The sequence below is a fragment of the Desulfobacter postgatei 2ac9 genome (genome assembly GCF_000233695.2).
GTDB classification, from domain to species: Bacteria; Desulfobacterota; Desulfobacteria; order Desulfobacterales; family Desulfobacteraceae; genus Desulfobacter; species Desulfobacter postgatei.
In genome coordinates this window covers 2,044,403-2,058,964 of sequence record NZ_CM001488.1, presented here as the reverse complement: position 1 = coordinate 2,058,964, position 14,562 = coordinate 2,044,403, and the positions used below count along the sequence as shown (strand labels likewise).

Annotated in this window: 17 protein-coding genes; 8 read left to right on the top strand and 9 right to left on the bottom strand. The window is 38.3% G+C overall.

The genetic code is table 11. From position 1 onward, the window contains the following. Together DESPODRAFT_RS09430 and DESPODRAFT_RS09425 are read left to right on the top strand one after the other, a co-directional pair. Positions 1 to 753 carry an outer membrane lipoprotein-sorting protein gene (locus tag DESPODRAFT_RS09430; protein WP_004073119.1) on the top strand — a complete coding sequence of 251 codons (753 nt, stop codon included), beginning with the start codon at positions 1 to 3 and terminating at the stop codon, positions 751 to 753. A gap of 211 nt (positions 754 to 964) precedes the next feature. Beyond that, complete coding sequence (locus DESPODRAFT_RS09425) at positions 965 to 2,347, top strand: DUF1302 family protein (protein WP_157488460.1); 1,383 nt, start codon at positions 965 to 967, stop codon at positions 2,345 to 2,347. A gap of 224 nt (positions 2,348 to 2,571) precedes the next feature. Here the strand turns inward: DESPODRAFT_RS09425 and DESPODRAFT_RS09420 are convergent, their stop codons facing one another. The 5 genes from DESPODRAFT_RS09420 to DESPODRAFT_RS09400 all read right to left on the bottom strand — a co-directional run bounded on the left by DESPODRAFT_RS09420 (position 2,572) and on the right by DESPODRAFT_RS09400 (position 8,231). Next, entirely contained in the window at positions 2,572 to 3,819 is a 1,248-nt protein-coding gene (locus DESPODRAFT_RS09420) for a glycosyltransferase (protein WP_004073116.1), read from the bottom strand. Positions 3,820 to 4,032: 213 nt separating this feature from the next. Continuing rightward, positions 4,033 to 4,449 carry an acyltransferase gene (locus tag DESPODRAFT_RS20320; protein WP_052314685.1) on the bottom strand — a complete coding sequence of 139 codons (417 nt, stop codon included), beginning with the start codon at positions 4,447 to 4,449 and terminating at the stop codon, positions 4,033 to 4,035. 276 nt (positions 4,450 to 4,725) lie between these two features. Continuing rightward, positions 4,726 to 5,694, bottom strand: coding sequence for a class I SAM-dependent methyltransferase (locus DESPODRAFT_RS09410; protein ID WP_004073114.1), 969 nt, complete (start codon positions 5,692 to 5,694; stop codon positions 4,726 to 4,728). Between the two features lie 138 nt (positions 5,695 to 5,832). After that, positions 5,833 to 6,693, bottom strand: a complete 861-nt coding sequence (locus tag DESPODRAFT_RS09405; protein ID WP_004073113.1) for a PEP-CTERM sorting domain-containing protein — start codon at positions 6,691 to 6,693, stop codon at positions 5,833 to 5,835. 131 nt (positions 6,694 to 6,824) lie between these two features. Then, the gene (locus DESPODRAFT_RS09400; RefSeq protein WP_004073111.1) at positions 6,825 to 8,231 is read right to left on the bottom strand and encodes a hypothetical protein; all 1,407 of its coding nucleotides are present in this window, start codon (positions 8,229 to 8,231) and stop codon (positions 6,825 to 6,827) included. Between the two features lie 1,174 nt (positions 8,232 to 9,405). Between DESPODRAFT_RS09400 and DESPODRAFT_RS09390 the strand changes: the two genes are divergently transcribed. From DESPODRAFT_RS09390 to DESPODRAFT_RS09365, 6 genes are all read left to right on the top strand, one after another. After that, on the top strand, positions 9,406 to 9,747 hold the full coding sequence (locus tag DESPODRAFT_RS09390; protein WP_004073108.1) for a type II toxin-antitoxin system RelE/ParE family toxin: 342 nt from the start codon (positions 9,406 to 9,408) through the stop codon (positions 9,745 to 9,747). Continuing rightward, positions 9,731 to 10,021 carry a helix-turn-helix domain-containing protein gene (locus DESPODRAFT_RS09385; RefSeq protein WP_157488458.1) on the top strand — a complete coding sequence of 97 codons (291 nt, stop codon included), beginning with the start codon at positions 9,731 to 9,733 and terminating at the stop codon, positions 10,019 to 10,021. The genes DESPODRAFT_RS09390 and DESPODRAFT_RS09385 overlap by 17 nt, the downstream gene beginning before the upstream one ends. 253 nt (positions 10,022 to 10,274) lie before the next feature. Then, a complete protein-coding gene (locus DESPODRAFT_RS09380; protein WP_004073102.1) occupies positions 10,275 to 10,523 on the top strand; it encodes a hypothetical protein in 249 nt (82 codons plus the stop codon). Next, a complete protein-coding gene (locus DESPODRAFT_RS09375; RefSeq protein ID WP_004073100.1) occupies positions 10,513 to 10,860 on the top strand; it encodes a type II toxin-antitoxin system PemK/MazF family toxin in 348 nt (115 codons plus the stop codon). The genes DESPODRAFT_RS09380 and DESPODRAFT_RS09375 overlap by 11 nt, the downstream gene beginning before the upstream one ends. 94 nt (positions 10,861 to 10,954) lie before the next feature. Next, the gene (locus DESPODRAFT_RS09370; protein ID WP_004073099.1) at positions 10,955 to 11,224 is read left to right on the top strand and encodes a BrnT family toxin; all 270 of its coding nucleotides are present in this window, start codon (positions 10,955 to 10,957) and stop codon (positions 11,222 to 11,224) included. Continuing rightward, positions 11,221 to 11,469: a BrnA antitoxin family protein gene (locus tag DESPODRAFT_RS09365; protein WP_004073096.1), complete on the top strand. Its 249-nt coding sequence runs from the start codon at positions 11,221 to 11,223 to the stop codon at positions 11,467 to 11,469. The genes DESPODRAFT_RS09370 and DESPODRAFT_RS09365 overlap by 4 nt, the downstream gene beginning before the upstream one ends. Positions 11,470 to 11,602: 133 nt before the next feature. Here DESPODRAFT_RS09365 and DESPODRAFT_RS09360 read toward each other — a convergent pair whose 3' ends face one another. The 4 genes from DESPODRAFT_RS09360 to DESPODRAFT_RS21035 form a co-directional block, all read right to left on the bottom strand. Then, positions 11,603 to 12,091 carry an IS1634 family transposase gene (locus tag DESPODRAFT_RS09360; RefSeq protein ID WP_040015921.1) on the bottom strand — a complete coding sequence of 163 codons (489 nt, stop codon included), beginning with the start codon at positions 12,089 to 12,091 and terminating at the stop codon, positions 11,603 to 11,605. Positions 12,092 to 12,326: 235 nt separating this feature from the next. Then, positions 12,327 to 12,605, bottom strand: a complete 279-nt coding sequence (locus tag DESPODRAFT_RS09355; RefSeq protein WP_004073095.1) for an addiction module antidote protein — start codon at positions 12,603 to 12,605, stop codon at positions 12,327 to 12,329. Positions 12,606 to 12,868: 263 nt separating this feature from the next. Continuing rightward, positions 12,869 to 13,675 (bottom strand): IS630 family transposase, encoded by an 807-nt coding sequence (locus DESPODRAFT_RS09345; RefSeq protein ID WP_052314684.1) that lies wholly within the window; start codon positions 13,673 to 13,675, stop codon positions 12,869 to 12,871. Next, entirely contained in the window at positions 13,648 to 13,854 is a 207-nt protein-coding gene (locus DESPODRAFT_RS21035; RefSeq protein WP_245531881.1) for a helix-turn-helix domain-containing protein, read from the bottom strand. The genes DESPODRAFT_RS09345 and DESPODRAFT_RS21035 overlap by 28 nt, the downstream gene beginning before the upstream one ends. Between the last annotated feature and the right edge of the window lie 708 nt (positions 13,855 to 14,562).

The following is a 14,562-nucleotide window of genomic DNA, read 5'->3' as shown; positions in this document are numbered from 1 at the left end:
ATGAAGCAAATAACAATAATACTGGCTCTTATTTTTATATGTTCAGTTTTTCCTTTAAAAATATTAACGGCTGAAGAAATTACAGCCCTAAAAATTCTTGAATATGCAGATGAAATAAGAGCCCCTAAAAAAGATTACCGGGTAACCGCCAGGATCATCAGCAAAAAACCGGGTAAAGAAGATAAAATTGCTGTTTATGAAATATGGATGAAGGGCAAGGATAAAACCATCATTAAGACATTGGAACCCGCGATGGACAAAGGAACCTCCCTTTTAATGCTACGCTATGATTTATGGGCTTTCTTACAGAATATCTCCAAACCGTTAAGGATTTCTCTTCAGCAAAGACTTTTCGGTGAGGCTGCAAACGGGGACATTGCCAGAGCCAATTTTTCAGGAGATTATGATCCTGTACTGAAAGATACGGTGATTATCAAAGGGAAAGAATTTTATATCCTTGAACTGACGGCCAAGGATGAAAGGGTAACCTATCACAAAGTTAATTTATGGGTGATGAAGGATACCTATTATCCTTTAAAAGGTGAGTTTTATGCTTTTTCCGGCAAACTTTTAAAAACTTGCTATTACACAAACTATGAAAAGCTTTTAGACCAAATTAGGCCTACCCGGCTGGTTCTTGATAATCCCTTGGTTGAAGGTCAGAAGACCATCATTGATTATTCAAACATGACCCTGGATGATTTTCCTGACAGAGTATTTACGAAAAATTATTTAAAAAAATTAAAATACTAAAAACCATTTTATACGGATTCACATGCGTTCAATGATGGAAAAAGCTTGTTTTTGCTTCATTATTTTTGTCATCCACATGTGGATATGGAGCCTTGATCCATCTGACGCATCAGCGTCCAACAGACACCTTAATATTGCCCATCAGCAAAAGCACCAAATCGAAACTATGGGTATTGCCAAATCAACTACAGTTCAAAAAGATGCTGGGTCGATGGATCATGATGAAACTATAAAAAATAATACCGATACTTCTCAGCCGGATAATACAGGCGAATTGGACCAGGAAAGTCTGGACGCTCTTTTTCCCTCATTTGATACCGGTATGCCATCCCGGCAGTTGCCTGAAAAAAGCCGGACGGCAGCATCCATGACCGTAAATGGTGATTTGAGAAACCAAACCGCTTATCGTTTGAAAAAACCCCATCAATTTTCGAAAATTAAAACAGATTTCAATTTTAATCTATCCGGAAGGGTTTCTGATAATTTGTCCTATGTGTTTGGAGGCAGATTGTCCTATGACGCTGTCTTTGATCTAACCGACAACTATAATGAAGGTGTTGAAAGTGATCAAAAAAAGCAGACAGATTTAAGGGATGCCTACGTGGATTTTAGTTGGGGAAATGCCGAATTGCGAATTGGAAATCAACAGATTGTCTGGGGGGAGGCTGTGGGACTCTTCTTTGCCGATATTGTCAACCCTAATGATTTGAGGGAATATATCCTGCCGGATCTGGATCAGATTAGAATTCCCGTCCCTGCAATTAACCTGGAGTATTACCCTGGCAGCTTGTATCTCCAGTTTGTTTTTATTCCGTATCCTGAATTTAATGAATTTGGCAAACAGGGTTCGGAATTTGATTTCTCCAGATTGATTTATGAACAAAATGCAGATATCGTTATGAATGAAGGCCATGAGCCGGCGAACAGTCTTGATAATAGCGAACTGGGATTCCGGGCGTCAAAGTTGATGGACGGATGGGATCTGTCCGTATTCTATTTATACGATTATTATAACTTTCCAGTGAGCTACCGGTATATTTCATTTAATCCAGTCGGGAGTAGCCAGCCCATAAGCATTACATACCAACCGGAATATGAACGAATGCACAGGTTTGGACACACCTTTTCCAAAGAGTACATGGACGCTGTTTTCAAGGGGGAATTTATTTATAATCATGAGATGTTTATCTCTTCGCAGAATCCTGCTGACAATGACGGAATAGTTAGAAGTGATACCTTCAAGTGGCTGCTTGGTGTGGATTATACATTCTTAAACTCCCTGGAAACAAATTTCCAGCTCCTGCAGGAAATCATTCTGGATTATCAGGCAGACATGACTCAAAAGGAGTATACTACCGCTCTTTCTATTTGGATGAAAAAAGAATTTTTTGAAGATAAGATCGAACTGGAATTGTTCATGGTTTCAAGCTTGAATCAGAGGGATTATTTGCTTCGGCCAAAAATCACCTATAATCATAATGATTATCTAAAAATCATTTGCGGGGTGGATATTTTTTATGGAGAAAGCGACGGAGATTTTGGGCTCTTTAATGAGAACGACCGGGGATACGTTGAAGTGTTATACACCTTTTGATTAAAGGGCTTTTTATGAGAACAATCCGGCTCAATGCCATATTATTATTTCTCTTATTGTTCTCAGTGAGTCTAACCGATTCTTGTTTATTTGCTATGGGCCGGTGTCAACATTGAAAATGATCCGATTGTGGCGGCATACTCAGTAGTACCCCCAATACGGTAATCGGTGAAAAAAATATGGGGCGGGAATCCAGCAAAATTTTTAAAAAGGGTCGATTGATTTTACGACAAATAAGATTGAATTAAATCTGCAGCAATATCTGCCCCTGTATATTTTTTAAGACTTGTTTGCAGTTTGTATAGATTCTTTTTAAAATAATCTTTGTTCGTCAGAATTGTCTGAATTTTATCCATCAGGATGTCCGGTTTTTTTAAAATGGTTTTTATGGGTATCCTAATCCCGACACCCAGTGCTTCTACTCGTCGCATATTAAAATCCTGATCAGGGATTGTGGGTATGCCAATAATTGGCGTTACCTTGCCAATAGCCTGGTATATGGTGCCGTTTCCGCCATGACATATAACTAAATCTGATTTTTTAAGAACGGCTTCTCCATCAATGTAGTCCTCAACATAAATTCTGCCAGGGATGGTTTTAAACTGATCGTTTTGGCTGCCTGTTGTAATGATGGTTATAAAATCGGACTTTTTGAGGTAGTTGTATATTAATGAAAAAAGATTATTTTCACCGGTTGTGCCCATGGTCAGATAAATTTTAGGTTTATCCGTTTCAGGAAGGGGCCACCACCTTGGCTTGGGCGTGTTAACAGATCTCTTCCAAGTAATGGGGCCAATGTAATGGTAGTTATCAGGTTGATTTTTAACTGGGAAGTATTCAGGAATATCAGCCAACAATGTAAGATCTTTGCCGGCAAGGCAGTTGGTTGCTGTAACCGGTAGTTTCAGGTTGTATTTTTTGGAAAGACGTTTAAAATGGTTCATAGCGTTGTCAAAAACGGCCATTTCTATTTTCAGATTCATTTTATCGCAAAATTGACGAAAGTTTTTATGTTCGCGCATCCAGAGAGGAAAGATTTTTTCAAAAAATGGTATGTAAGGAATGCTTCGATATTCTGTGGATGATGCATTTACAACGGCTACATGCGGTATGTCTGCAATTTGAGTTGATATCATAGCTGAAAACCTGCCGTCCGATAAAATCAAGTCAGGAGCAACTTTTTTGAATAAATTGATATCTGCTTTTACTATTTGATCCAACGTTAAGGCAGAAACAAATTTCATTTTCCCGTTTCTGATATTAGTAAAAAGAGTATCTGGGTCGGGTTCAAACAATGCTAAACATTTAAATCCTTCTTTTTCTATGAAAGAAAACTTGGACTTATTTGTATTAAATCCTGCAAATAAAACATTACAGCCATCCGCCCTTAAAAGTTTAGCTATCTCAAGCGGTCTTGAGGTATGTGATAAGGTTGGCATATAGGGTAAAATTAGTATATTTGGTCGGGTCATTAATTGGTTCCAAGGCAATTCGAGCCCTAAATTATTTTTGGCTCATGTTGTGTTTTGGGATTTTATTTTTGATAAAAGCCCTATGTATTTGAAATAATTAGTAATATCAATGTTTTGTATATTACAAGGCTGGATTATTTTGTTATATATTTTAAATAGTTAGACTTATCATCCCCTAAAAAGACCCTGAAACGCAACATGAGCCAAGCTTTATCAAGATTTGACATCAAAAGGGTCTACTGATTTCCATTTCTTGGCTGGTATCCCGCGCCAAATTTCATTTGCAGGGACTATTGTATCCATAGGTACAAGGGATCCAGTTGCAATTATAGAATTATCGCCTATAGCTACTCCGGGCATAATGATGGCATGAGCCCCCACGGACACGTTGTCCCCAATAGTTATTTTTTTTAAAACAACTTTATCTCCCATTATCGCATGAGCCATTAATAGAGACATTTCTCCACAAAGAGAGTAATTGCCTAAAGTCACCATCTGAGGTTCGACTATCTTGCCAGCGATCAAAACGCCTTTGCCAATTCTTGCCCCCAATAATCTGTAGACTGGGGCTCTGAGAAGAACTGGAATAATATAGGCAAATATAGAAACGGTCAACTCATAACTGAACACGGTCTGCTTCCAGAAAAGACACTCAATAGTTGAATCTTCAGAAGAGAAAATTGAATCTTTAGCCGGACAAAATAATCGTAATACTCGTGGATATATACCGCCTAATAGGAGAAAAAAAAACACTAAAAATAAAATCATTTTTATGATAGGTAAATATTCGTCACTACTTCGAAATACAGAAGAGAATATAATAGTAATGATAGTTGAACAAAAAATTATTGAAATGAGACAAACACAAGTTATCAGAACATCTATTGCCGAGAATTTCATTATTTTTTAAATAGTTGGATGTTTTTGCGCAAGAATGATCAGTGTACCACCTTGATTAAAAAGTGATAACACAATCGATAAAAGCAACATGACCAAAAAAAAGACCGGAAATGTTAAATGGCAGAACAAAAGGTCTAAATATATTCTATTACGATGTCTGAATTTTTTAATAGATTTTATAGTAAGTCGTTTAGTGTTAAAATCGTTAAAAAGATTAACTTTTGAGCAGATAAAATTGTAACAACTTTGAATATTACCAAAAATATCATAAAAAAAAGCAAAATTTTTGTGGTCAATTATTTGGAAACCAGAATCTTTTAAAATTTTTTTTATACTAAAATTCTCAAAATGATATAAATGGCGTGGTAAATCAAGGTGGAACCATTTCTCTTTGAAAAGCTTTGAAAAAAGACTATCGAATTTTGGAACTTCAATTAACAAAATTCCGTCGTCTGATAGAACCCTATGAATTTCTTTAAGTATTTTTTTAGGCTCTTTCATATGTTCCAAAGAATGGAACATCGTAACAAGATCGAAATGATTACTCGGGAAATTACATGTATCCAACATCTGAGTTGCAATTTTAATGTTTAGTTTTTTTTTTGCATACAGAGCTGAAGTCTCAGATAGTTCTATTCCGTGAACTTTCCAGTTAATATCTTCCAATGCTTTTAATAATAAACCTTTACCACAACCTATGTCTAAAATAGTGCCAGTAGTATCAGGGAATAGCTCCTTGATTTTTTTAAACCTAATGAAGTTATCTATTTTTTCATACAAAAATTGATCATCTCCGTAATAAGACTCAGGATAGTATTTTTGAAGCTGATCAACTGTAGGTTGAGGATTAACATAGGAAAAATTACAATTATCGCACCTGACAAGAACGTGGGCTTCATTCGTTATATAATCATAGGCCGAAAATTGGACGGTGTATTTTCTACTGTTACATAATTGGCAAGCAACGGTTTCCATGATTTCTCCTAAGATAGATTAATTATCTAATTTCACTATTCAGTCATAAAGTCAATAAAAAAAGACTTGATTAATAAATCAAGTCTTTTTTTATTTTTTTTAATAAACTATTTTGGTTGATTTATAGGTATAAGGACTTTATTTTTTTCTTCTAGCTGTTGCACTTAAACCAAGCAAACCAAGCCCAAATAAAAAGAATGTTCCAGGTTCAGGAACAACACCTGGCTGGAAAATTTTAAAAGCGTCAACTTGAAATAAAAAGTCGTTAGTATTATATTGAGTTGTTCCATCTGCAAGTCCAGTAAAAAAATTAGGATCGGTTCCATCCCACATTACTATTGAATTGGCAGCAGCAGGTGGAGGCAGGTTCAATGTACCATCAAACTGTGAATACAGGAAATTAGTTGGATCAGACAAATCAATTCCACCAAAATCAAAGTATGTGGAATCAAAAAAAGACACCTTCCAAATTATTTTAGTTGAGCCAATGCCTCTATCCTGGTTGTCGGGTACTGCATTAGAATTAAGATCATCAGTTATGGTAAAAAGTCCATCTCCCGATACGGCTTCTGCCCTCAATATGAGTGTTCCATCCGTAAAACCCATACCTGTGTTTAGGTTGGATTGGACTGTTCCTGCATCATATGTATCGGCGTAAATTTCAATAAAGTTTGTCTCGCCGGCTGGAGCATTGGCTAAAGTAAAACTTGCACCTAATCCGCCTAATCCATCATAAGTCTCCCAAATAGAACCAACTAAGGTGTACTCGTATTGATCAAAAGACGGACTTGCCGGTAAGTTGATTCCGGGCGTTGCGGCGCTATTACCATTAATGTCGGTAAAACCAGTGACATTAGACTGAAAAACAAAATTAAAAGGATCGTCGGGCGTTCCTGCTAATGTATTGGCATTTACTGCTACCCCATAACTTGATGCAAAATCAAGTTGCTCAATTGAATCTCCAAGAATGTTGAAGTTTGTACCATAGGGAGTGTACATGTCAAATGGTGTTTGGGTGATAGCATATGCAGACCCGCAGAAGAAGAAAAAAGATAACAAACCTGTTATTACTCGATGATCCAGTTTTTAAAAATTGACATGGAACGTATCTACCAGTTATTATCCCCATGTTAACAGAATGCTTTATATTTTAATGATGGGGAGGATTGATAATTTCCCCAAGGTTTTAGATTCATGTGTTTTTTGGAATCATTTGACTTTACAAAATGCTCTTTTAAAAATACCGAGATCTGCTTGAAATGGGATTCTGGGTCATCACTGTGAATGATTTGTTCGACAAAGGATAAGATGCTGTCAACTTTGACGATATCACATAGGCTGCCAACAGTTTTTGCGGGCAGTTTGTTATTTATCGAGGCCACCTGGTCCGGATGAAGGAGGAGACAATGATCAACCAACAGACTCAGGGTCAAACTTCTGTAAGACCCATCTTTACCAGGTTGTTTGGTCAAATTTCCCCACCCTTCATTACCCTTGTGGTCTTGAATAAAAACCTCTACTAACCATCTGAGTGTAAAAGCATCTATTATATCAGCATATCGCCAGGTCAGGTCCGAAGCGACAAGGTACCGATAGTCCTCTTCTCCAGTGTATTTTATTGCAATGACAAATCGTTTTTTTCTATGGGCACACACATGTATTCTGGCACTTTTAATAAGTACAACAACCCCTTTGCCTCCGCGTATATGTATGGTTTTTTGAATCGGTTGAATATTTTCAAAATATTTTTCCACTGATTTTTTACTGTTTTTGAATGAAATATTTTGATTGTACCTTATTTGACTAATGACTTGAGCGCTTCCTGCAATTTTTGAAGCCTCATCCATGAACTCAGCATTACCATACAAGGCATCTGCAACAATTGCTTCTATTTTTATTTCAGGGTGTTGCTGTACAAAGGTTTTTAAAAGAGCTATAGAAATACTTGAAATAGTTGGATATTCATCTGATCGCATCGGCTTTTTCGGGCGTTCTGATTTTGGAACTCCAGCCTTTTTTAACCTTTTATCCTCCTTGACCCATTCGCTGATTTTTGGATCAGGAACATGAAAGCCATAGCCTATTGGAATGGTTATTTTCGGTGTTATCAATACCAAAAATACCAAGCCTTGACCCATGCAAAAACCGCCTGTTGATTTGTCTTTTATTTTGTGGACGCCAAAAATTTTTGTTGTGCATTTACTGCGTTTTTTATCGGAATCATCAATACTGACAACACCTTTGGTGATATCATATACTTTGAAAATAATTTTGAGGCTGAGGTGGAACAAATGCTCCCAAGCAATTTTAGAATGGCGAAACATCCAGGAAAGTGCTGTTTTTTTATACCGTCCTATGCTGATACGGGAAAAAGCAGTCCAATTGATGCTGTTGGTTAAAATGATTCCAGTGATGCAGAAACCCAGCCAGAATTTTTGTGATTTACTTAAGGTCATCCCAGGGGAAGACTCTGTTAACTCAGTATTCAGTGACTCGGTATAATTTTCAACAAACGGCAACAGCTTCTCTATTAACACATCCGCCTCATTTATTATTTGCAGAAATGAAGCATATATCGCAATGGAACCCTTGTATTCAAGTAAAACTTATTTTATTCTGCTCAGTGGAGGCTGGCCAACCGATGGGTGAGATATCAGCTGGAATAGTTGGTATTATACCATCGACTTGACCAGCCTTTACATTTCCCAATATTGTGACATTGTCTAATCCCAAAAAACTGGATCATCGAGTATTAAGAATTTTTTCATTTAAATTGCTCCTTTAGTTGTTTCGGTTAGCGTAGACTCAAAATATTGAGTCTCGAGTCGTTTCTTCAAAGCTGTTTTAAGTTAACTTTTTAAAGTAATCTTTTAGCCTTTTAGCCAGTACCACCTCCTTTCTGCCAGTACATGTTTTTCAATTGTTTCATCCCTTTCATCCCTTTCCTTTCACATCCATCCCTACTAAAGTCCTAAAGTCGATACTAAAGTCGGAAACAGGACACAATCAAATTTTAGCAATTTTTAGCAATGATCGTGCCAAATTCTTTTTTTGTAAAAAAGCCTTTTTTTTTGATTATATTACAACAACACTACAAAAAAAATATATAATAATTAAAGTAGGTTGATATGATGATAATTTTTTTGAAAAATCAAAAAACAAAGCCTCTGCAGCGCTATTAAAAACATAGTCGCATGCAAATATGACAAAAAATACACTAATTATTATGAAAAAGTTTTCATAGTTGTTGTAAAAAAGTACACAACAGCAAAAAAAAAAGAAAAAAAGGGGTCAAAAAAAAGGGGTCCCTATTTATTTTTAGTATAGGGGTCATATAGGGGTCAGGCTTTAGTATAGGGGTCATATAGGGGTCAGGCTTAACATTTTGATATTTTAGCCAGTTCCTGCAATCGACTGTCTGAAACACCGGTATAATTCCGAAATTGGCAGAGGAATAGGAATAGTCATTGAATAGGGTCAGGCTTGACATTTTGATATTTGAGTCAACTCCTGCAATCAACTATCTGAGACTAATACCATCGGATGTCGGGCCGGAGAATTCGGGGACATCTATGATACCAATTTCTAAAACAAATATTACTGATAACCGGCACAGACTTTGATGTAATTCTCAAAATTGAAGGGAAATAATCCAGCCTGTATGTTAATTCTTGAATTGACAATGGGTATAAAATTTTATACATTGCATCTATGAAACCACTAAAATTTGTCGGTAATAGTCTAAACGACCTGAAATTTTTTCCTAAGCCGGCACAGAAAGAGGCTGGGCATCAGCTCAACAAAGTACAAGAGGGGAAAGACCCCAGCGACTGGAAGCTGATGAAAACCATCGGAACAGGCGTCAGGGAGATCCGGATTCAAATTCGAGATCAATACCGAATAATTTACACAGCATCCTTTACCGATGCTGTCTATGTCCTTCATGCTTTTCTAAAAAAGACCCAGAAAACCACAAAACGGGATCTGGATAGCGCAGCACAACGCTTGAAGGCCGTACAAAAAACAAGAGGAGAAAATGATGGAAATTATTGAATCAAGTGGAAACGTATTCAAGGATCTGGGGTTTCCCCAGGAGGAATCAGATAAACTTATAATTAAGTCCAGGCTGATGATGGAAATTGAATCCTTTATCAAAAATAAAGGCATGACCCAGGCCCATGCTGCAGGACTTATGGGTGTGACCCGACCCCGGATCAGCGATGTAATGCGCGGTAAAATAGACAAGTTCACCATTGACGCACTGGTGGATATGCTCTCCAAGGCCGGGCTTCAGGTGACGATCACCGTCGAACACGTTGCAGCTTAGGGTAAGGACAGTTTCATTGAAAAAGAGCTGGCTGATTATTATTCCGACATGCTGTACCGTCATGATGGGGTCAGGCTTGATATTTTGATATTTTAGCCAGTTCCTGCAATCGACTCTCTGAAACACCGGTATAATTCCGAAATTGGCAGACAAAACGACAATAATTTGCATCAATGCATCAATGCATCAATATGCTTGACAATGCTCTTATATATGCGCATAGTAATACATATATAATTAATAGGAGGATATCATGAATACCGAAAAGGTAAGATTAAATATCACGCTTCCTTTATCAATTGCCAAAGAATTGTATCAACATTCCGAACCTCGGAAAAGAAGTTCATTTATTGCTGAGGCAATAAAATTTAGAATTTTACAGATAAAACAGGAAAAAACGAAAAAGTTTCTGGCTGAAGGGTATAAAGAAACAAAAAATGAAAGCCTTGAAATTACAAAGGAATTTGAATCAATAGACATTGAGAACTGGGATGAATATTAAAAGAGGCGATCTGTTTCTGGCAGTCCTTGACCCAGTAATCGGCCATGAAATTTCAAAAACACGACCCGTTGTAGTTGTTTCGAATGATATTGGGAATCAATATTCAGGAACGGTTACCATTATCCCCGTTACGTCCAGGAACATATCAAAGATATATCCTTTTGAAATTTTTTTATCCCAAAACAATACCGGATTAGTCAAAGACTCCAAAGGGAAAGCCGATCAGATTCGTACATTGGATAAAGCCAGATTAATAAAGCCCATTGGGCATCTCGATCACGACTTGATGCTTCAGGTTGACAATGCCATTAAAGTTCATCTTGATTTGGATGTTTAATGGCTTGGGGTCATGGGGTCATGGCTTGGGGTCATTGTCATGTAAATTCCGCAATACCAATTGACTTGTACACATATTATACATACAATAAGGCATGAATTATCAATGGGACAACAACAAGGCGAAATCAAATCTTATCGCTCACGGGGTTGATTTTGCAGACGCCGTAGGGATTTTTGAAGACCTGAACGCCTTGACTATTGATGATCCACACCCGTATGAACAGCGCTTTATCACCATCGGGTTGGATTTTTTATCCCGGGTGCTGGTGGTTTCATATACATGGAGAAACAATAGCATCCGTATTATTTCAGCACGGAAAGCAACAAAAAACGAACGCCGTCAATATGAGGTAGGATTATGAAAAAAGAATACGATTTCAGCCAGGGCAAACGCGGACCGGTTTCCGCCCCACCGGCCAACAAAACAAGAATCACCATCCGCCTTGACAATGATATATTGGCTTGGTTTAAAATCAAAGTCCATGACTCCGGCGGTGGCAGCTATCAAACCATGATTAATGAAGCCCTGCGGCAGTATATTTCCACAGAAAAGGAGCCCATTGAAAACATCCTGCGCCGGGTAATCCGTGAAGAATTCAGGGCTTAATCTCACGTTTAAAATTCCGGGTAGAGTAGAGCACTGATTCAGCCGGTTTCTTCAGCCCTTTCTATATTCGAGACGCCTTGCCGCACGCGGCTACTACGTGTTCCAAAAGCCTTGCATCCTCAGTGCTCCCTCATCAAACCGTGTGTACGGTTTTCCCGTACACGGCTTTCCGATATTCTTCATTGTAAGACTTGCGCTTGATATTCTCTTCGGACGCAATCCCTGCATCCATAACAATTGTTGCTTTGGGGGCATCAAACATATCATGTGATTTCCGTCCGGCGTCCATGGTACTGATGATGTTGGCCAGGGTGCCGGCTTCACTGATATTGCCCTCAAATACTTTGCTGCATCTTGGGAAACCGCTGCTGTCCAGCACCAGGGCCAAGGTTACCGGAGGACAATCAGAGCGTTTTTCTTTGGAATGCCCCCGTTTTCCCAACCTGTTACGCTTATTTTGACCTTCGAAATATGTATTGGTCAGATCATACAGCGTGATGGTCTCCTGGAACCCAAACAGCTTCTTTTCCTGTAAATATAGATGCCTCTGGCAAAGAGAATCCCGAACCCAAATTGAGCAGGGTGTAGTGGCGTACCCCGTTGGCGGTACGTTCAGACTCAACCAGCCTGTAGGTATAATATTGTGCGCCGTCTTTCCGGCTTTTGATAGTCGTCCTTCGTATATACATGGAACTGATTATGCGCACAGTTACAATGGAAAATAAAAAATTATTTAATTTTATGGCACTACATTCGCCATGATTGAGAAATATGAAATATCTCCGTAACATGCTGAAACTATAGTGAGCTATTTTTCGTAGAGCCATAAAAATTAAAGGGAATAAAGCCTTTTTCTATTATGTCACAGCCAGTTTGCACCCCAGAGCCTTGGTGACTTTGCTGATCGTAATGAACCCCGGGTTCCCATTTTCTGACAGTGATTTATAAAGGCTTGCCCGGGTGACACCGGCTTTTTTGGCCACTTCGCTCATGCCCATGGCCCGGGCCGCCGTACTTAATGCGTGTATAAAATCGGATTCATCTCCTGTATCAAGCACTTCCTGTAAAAAATTTCTGATATCTTCCGGTGTGTTCAAGTGCTCTGCAATGTCAAAGGGTTTTCTTTCAAGGGTCATTTTTTATTCCTCCATTTCTTTAAGCATGTTTTTGGCTGCCCGGATATCTTTCTGCTGGGTGGATTTGTCGCCACCGGCCAGCAGCAGCACAACGGTGGTTCCATGGATTGTGTAGTAAACCCTGTATCCCCGGGGCCGAATAAAAAGCGCAGTTCATAAAGGGTTGTATCAATTTGTTTGTGATCTCCGAAATTTCCGTTTTCAATACGGCTCAGCCAGGCCAATATTTTGATTTTAAGTACATGGACAAATATAAATCCAGGTTAAGAAAACGAAATTGTAAATTCCTTACCGACGCTTGCCAATATATTATTTAACTCAGTTTTCAAAAATTCAAATCCTTTATAAGCAGATGTTGATAGCCAAAAGTACTTGATATGTTTCCATAAAATTTCAATCAGATTCAACTCCGGTGAATATTTGGGAATAAAGTATAGAAAAAGGCCTCTTTCTTCCCATGTCCCAATTTGAGATTTAAAAATGGCGCTGTGATGTATTGGAGCATTATCCAGAACAACAATGGTTCTTTTTGTTATGTAACGTGAAAACGCATCAAAGCAGGCGGTTACAATATCTGAAGTAACTGAGCAGTCAAAAACGCAAGGAAAGAAATCATTTTGCTTATTCAAGAATCCCAACACATTGATTCTTGAGGTTTTTCCACTCGGAAGCAAAAGCTGCTCATCCTCATCTTGCCAGGCATATGGAATCTCAGGAACGCCGGTAAATCCAGATTCATCAAAATAATACAAGTCAATGATATTTGCCTTATCTTCATCTTTCAAGATCTCAATTTCCTTTTGCGCTTCCCTGAACTCGTTCTCATTGCGTTTTGCTTTTGAGAGATTTCCGTCCTCGACACCAACGTCAGTTTTTTTTATAATCCGTTTCAGGGTTTTTACGCTGACTTTTTTACCAAACTTTTCCTGTATTTCAGTAATGGCACTTTTAAGTTGTCTTGGATTTTTCTTCACAATATCAATAACTTCATCATGCATCTCACTATGGATCAGCGGCGTTCTTCCAGAACGTGGTTTATCAATTAAAGAGTCAAATTGATATTTTCCCATCCATCAATCCACTTCGAAACTGTTTCCTGAGTGGTCAAACATATTTGTGAAATCTGACTGATACTATACCCAGAGTTGCTCAATCGGAGTGCTTGAGCCCTGAGTTTAGTACGGTTTGACTCTTCATCCGAAAATTCAATAAGGACCAAGGATTTAATAATTTCCGAATATGATCTCATGTATCTCCTCTACTGTCTTAGTAGTTATGCAAAAAACAGCACTTCAAATTTTTGGAATGTTTAAAAATATACAGATAGTGGTTGTGGACAGACTATAAATTCAGTATTCATATTCGATTATGACGATACAAACTTACTCTCCAGAGATAGAAGCGCAAATGCGTGATTTTTATAATAGCCTATCAGAAAAGATCGGCGTCGTTATGCTGCCATTGAAACCTCAAAATTAGGACATGGCGGTGCGAGCTATATGCGTAGGCTTTTCGGTTGTTGATGATCGCACCATTCGTCGGGGGCAACGAGGAGTTGGGGGCGAGGTATATCCGGTGAAGCCCAACGCATTCGGAAGATAGGTGGAGGACGCAAATCACTCTTGGCAACGACTCAAGGATTGGATGATGCATTTTTAGAAGTTAATACTCGATGATCCAGTTTTTGGGATTTAGACAATGTCACAATATTGGGAAATGTAAAGGCTGGTCAAGTCGATGGTATAATACCAACTATTCCAGCTGATATCTCACCCATCGGTTGGCCAGCCTCCACTGAGCAGAATAAAAGGGGCGCATTCCCATTTTGCCGGTTTCAAAACAGCCTATCATTTTAACAAAAGCAGCTATGCTTTCCTTCAACGATAACTCGATGGGAAAGAAAACAGCATGAAGCTCAAAAAGCCGAAACCTGTGAAACCGTAGAAGAAATATGAAT

Coding starts and splice junctions, on each gene's coding strand:
- DESPODRAFT_RS09430 (WP_004073119.1), top strand. CDS start 1: ATGAAGCAAATAACAATAATACTGGCTCTTATTTTTATATGTTCAGTT.
- DESPODRAFT_RS09425 (WP_157488460.1), top strand. CDS start 965: ATGGATCATGATGAAACTATAAAAAATAATACCGATACTTCTCAGCCG.
- DESPODRAFT_RS09420 (WP_004073116.1), bottom strand. CDS start 3,819: ATGACCCGACCAAATATACTAATTTTACCCTATATGCCAACCTTATCA.
- DESPODRAFT_RS09410 (WP_004073114.1), bottom strand. CDS start 5,694: ATGGAAACCGTTGCTTGCCAATTATGTAACAGTAGAAAATACACCGTC.
- DESPODRAFT_RS09405 (WP_004073113.1), bottom strand. CDS start 6,693: ATGTACACTCCCTATGGTACAAACTTCAACATTCTTGGAGATTCAATT.
- DESPODRAFT_RS09390 (WP_004073108.1), top strand. CDS start 9,406: ATGAAACCACTAAAATTTGTCGGTAATAGTCTAAACGACCTGAAATTT.
- DESPODRAFT_RS09385 (WP_157488458.1), top strand. CDS start 9,731: ATGATGGAAATTATTGAATCAAGTGGAAACGTATTCAAGGATCTGGGG.
- DESPODRAFT_RS09380 (WP_004073102.1), top strand. CDS start 10,275: ATGAATACCGAAAAGGTAAGATTAAATATCACGCTTCCTTTATCAATT.
- DESPODRAFT_RS09375 (WP_004073100.1), top strand. CDS start 10,513: ATGAATATTAAAAGAGGCGATCTGTTTCTGGCAGTCCTTGACCCAGTA.
- DESPODRAFT_RS09370 (WP_004073099.1), top strand. CDS start 10,955: ATGAATTATCAATGGGACAACAACAAGGCGAAATCAAATCTTATCGCT.
- DESPODRAFT_RS09365 (WP_004073096.1), top strand. CDS start 11,221: ATGAAAAAAGAATACGATTTCAGCCAGGGCAAACGCGGACCGGTTTCC.
- DESPODRAFT_RS09355 (WP_004073095.1), bottom strand. CDS start 12,605: ATGACCCTTGAAAGAAAACCCTTTGACATTGCAGAGCACTTGAACACA.
- DESPODRAFT_RS09345 (WP_052314684.1), bottom strand. CDS start 13,675: ATGGGAAAATATCAATTTGACTCTTTAATTGATAAACCACGTTCTGGA.
- DESPODRAFT_RS21035 (WP_245531881.1), bottom strand. CDS start 13,854: ATGAGATCATATTCGGAAATTATTAAATCCTTGGTCCTTATTGAATTT.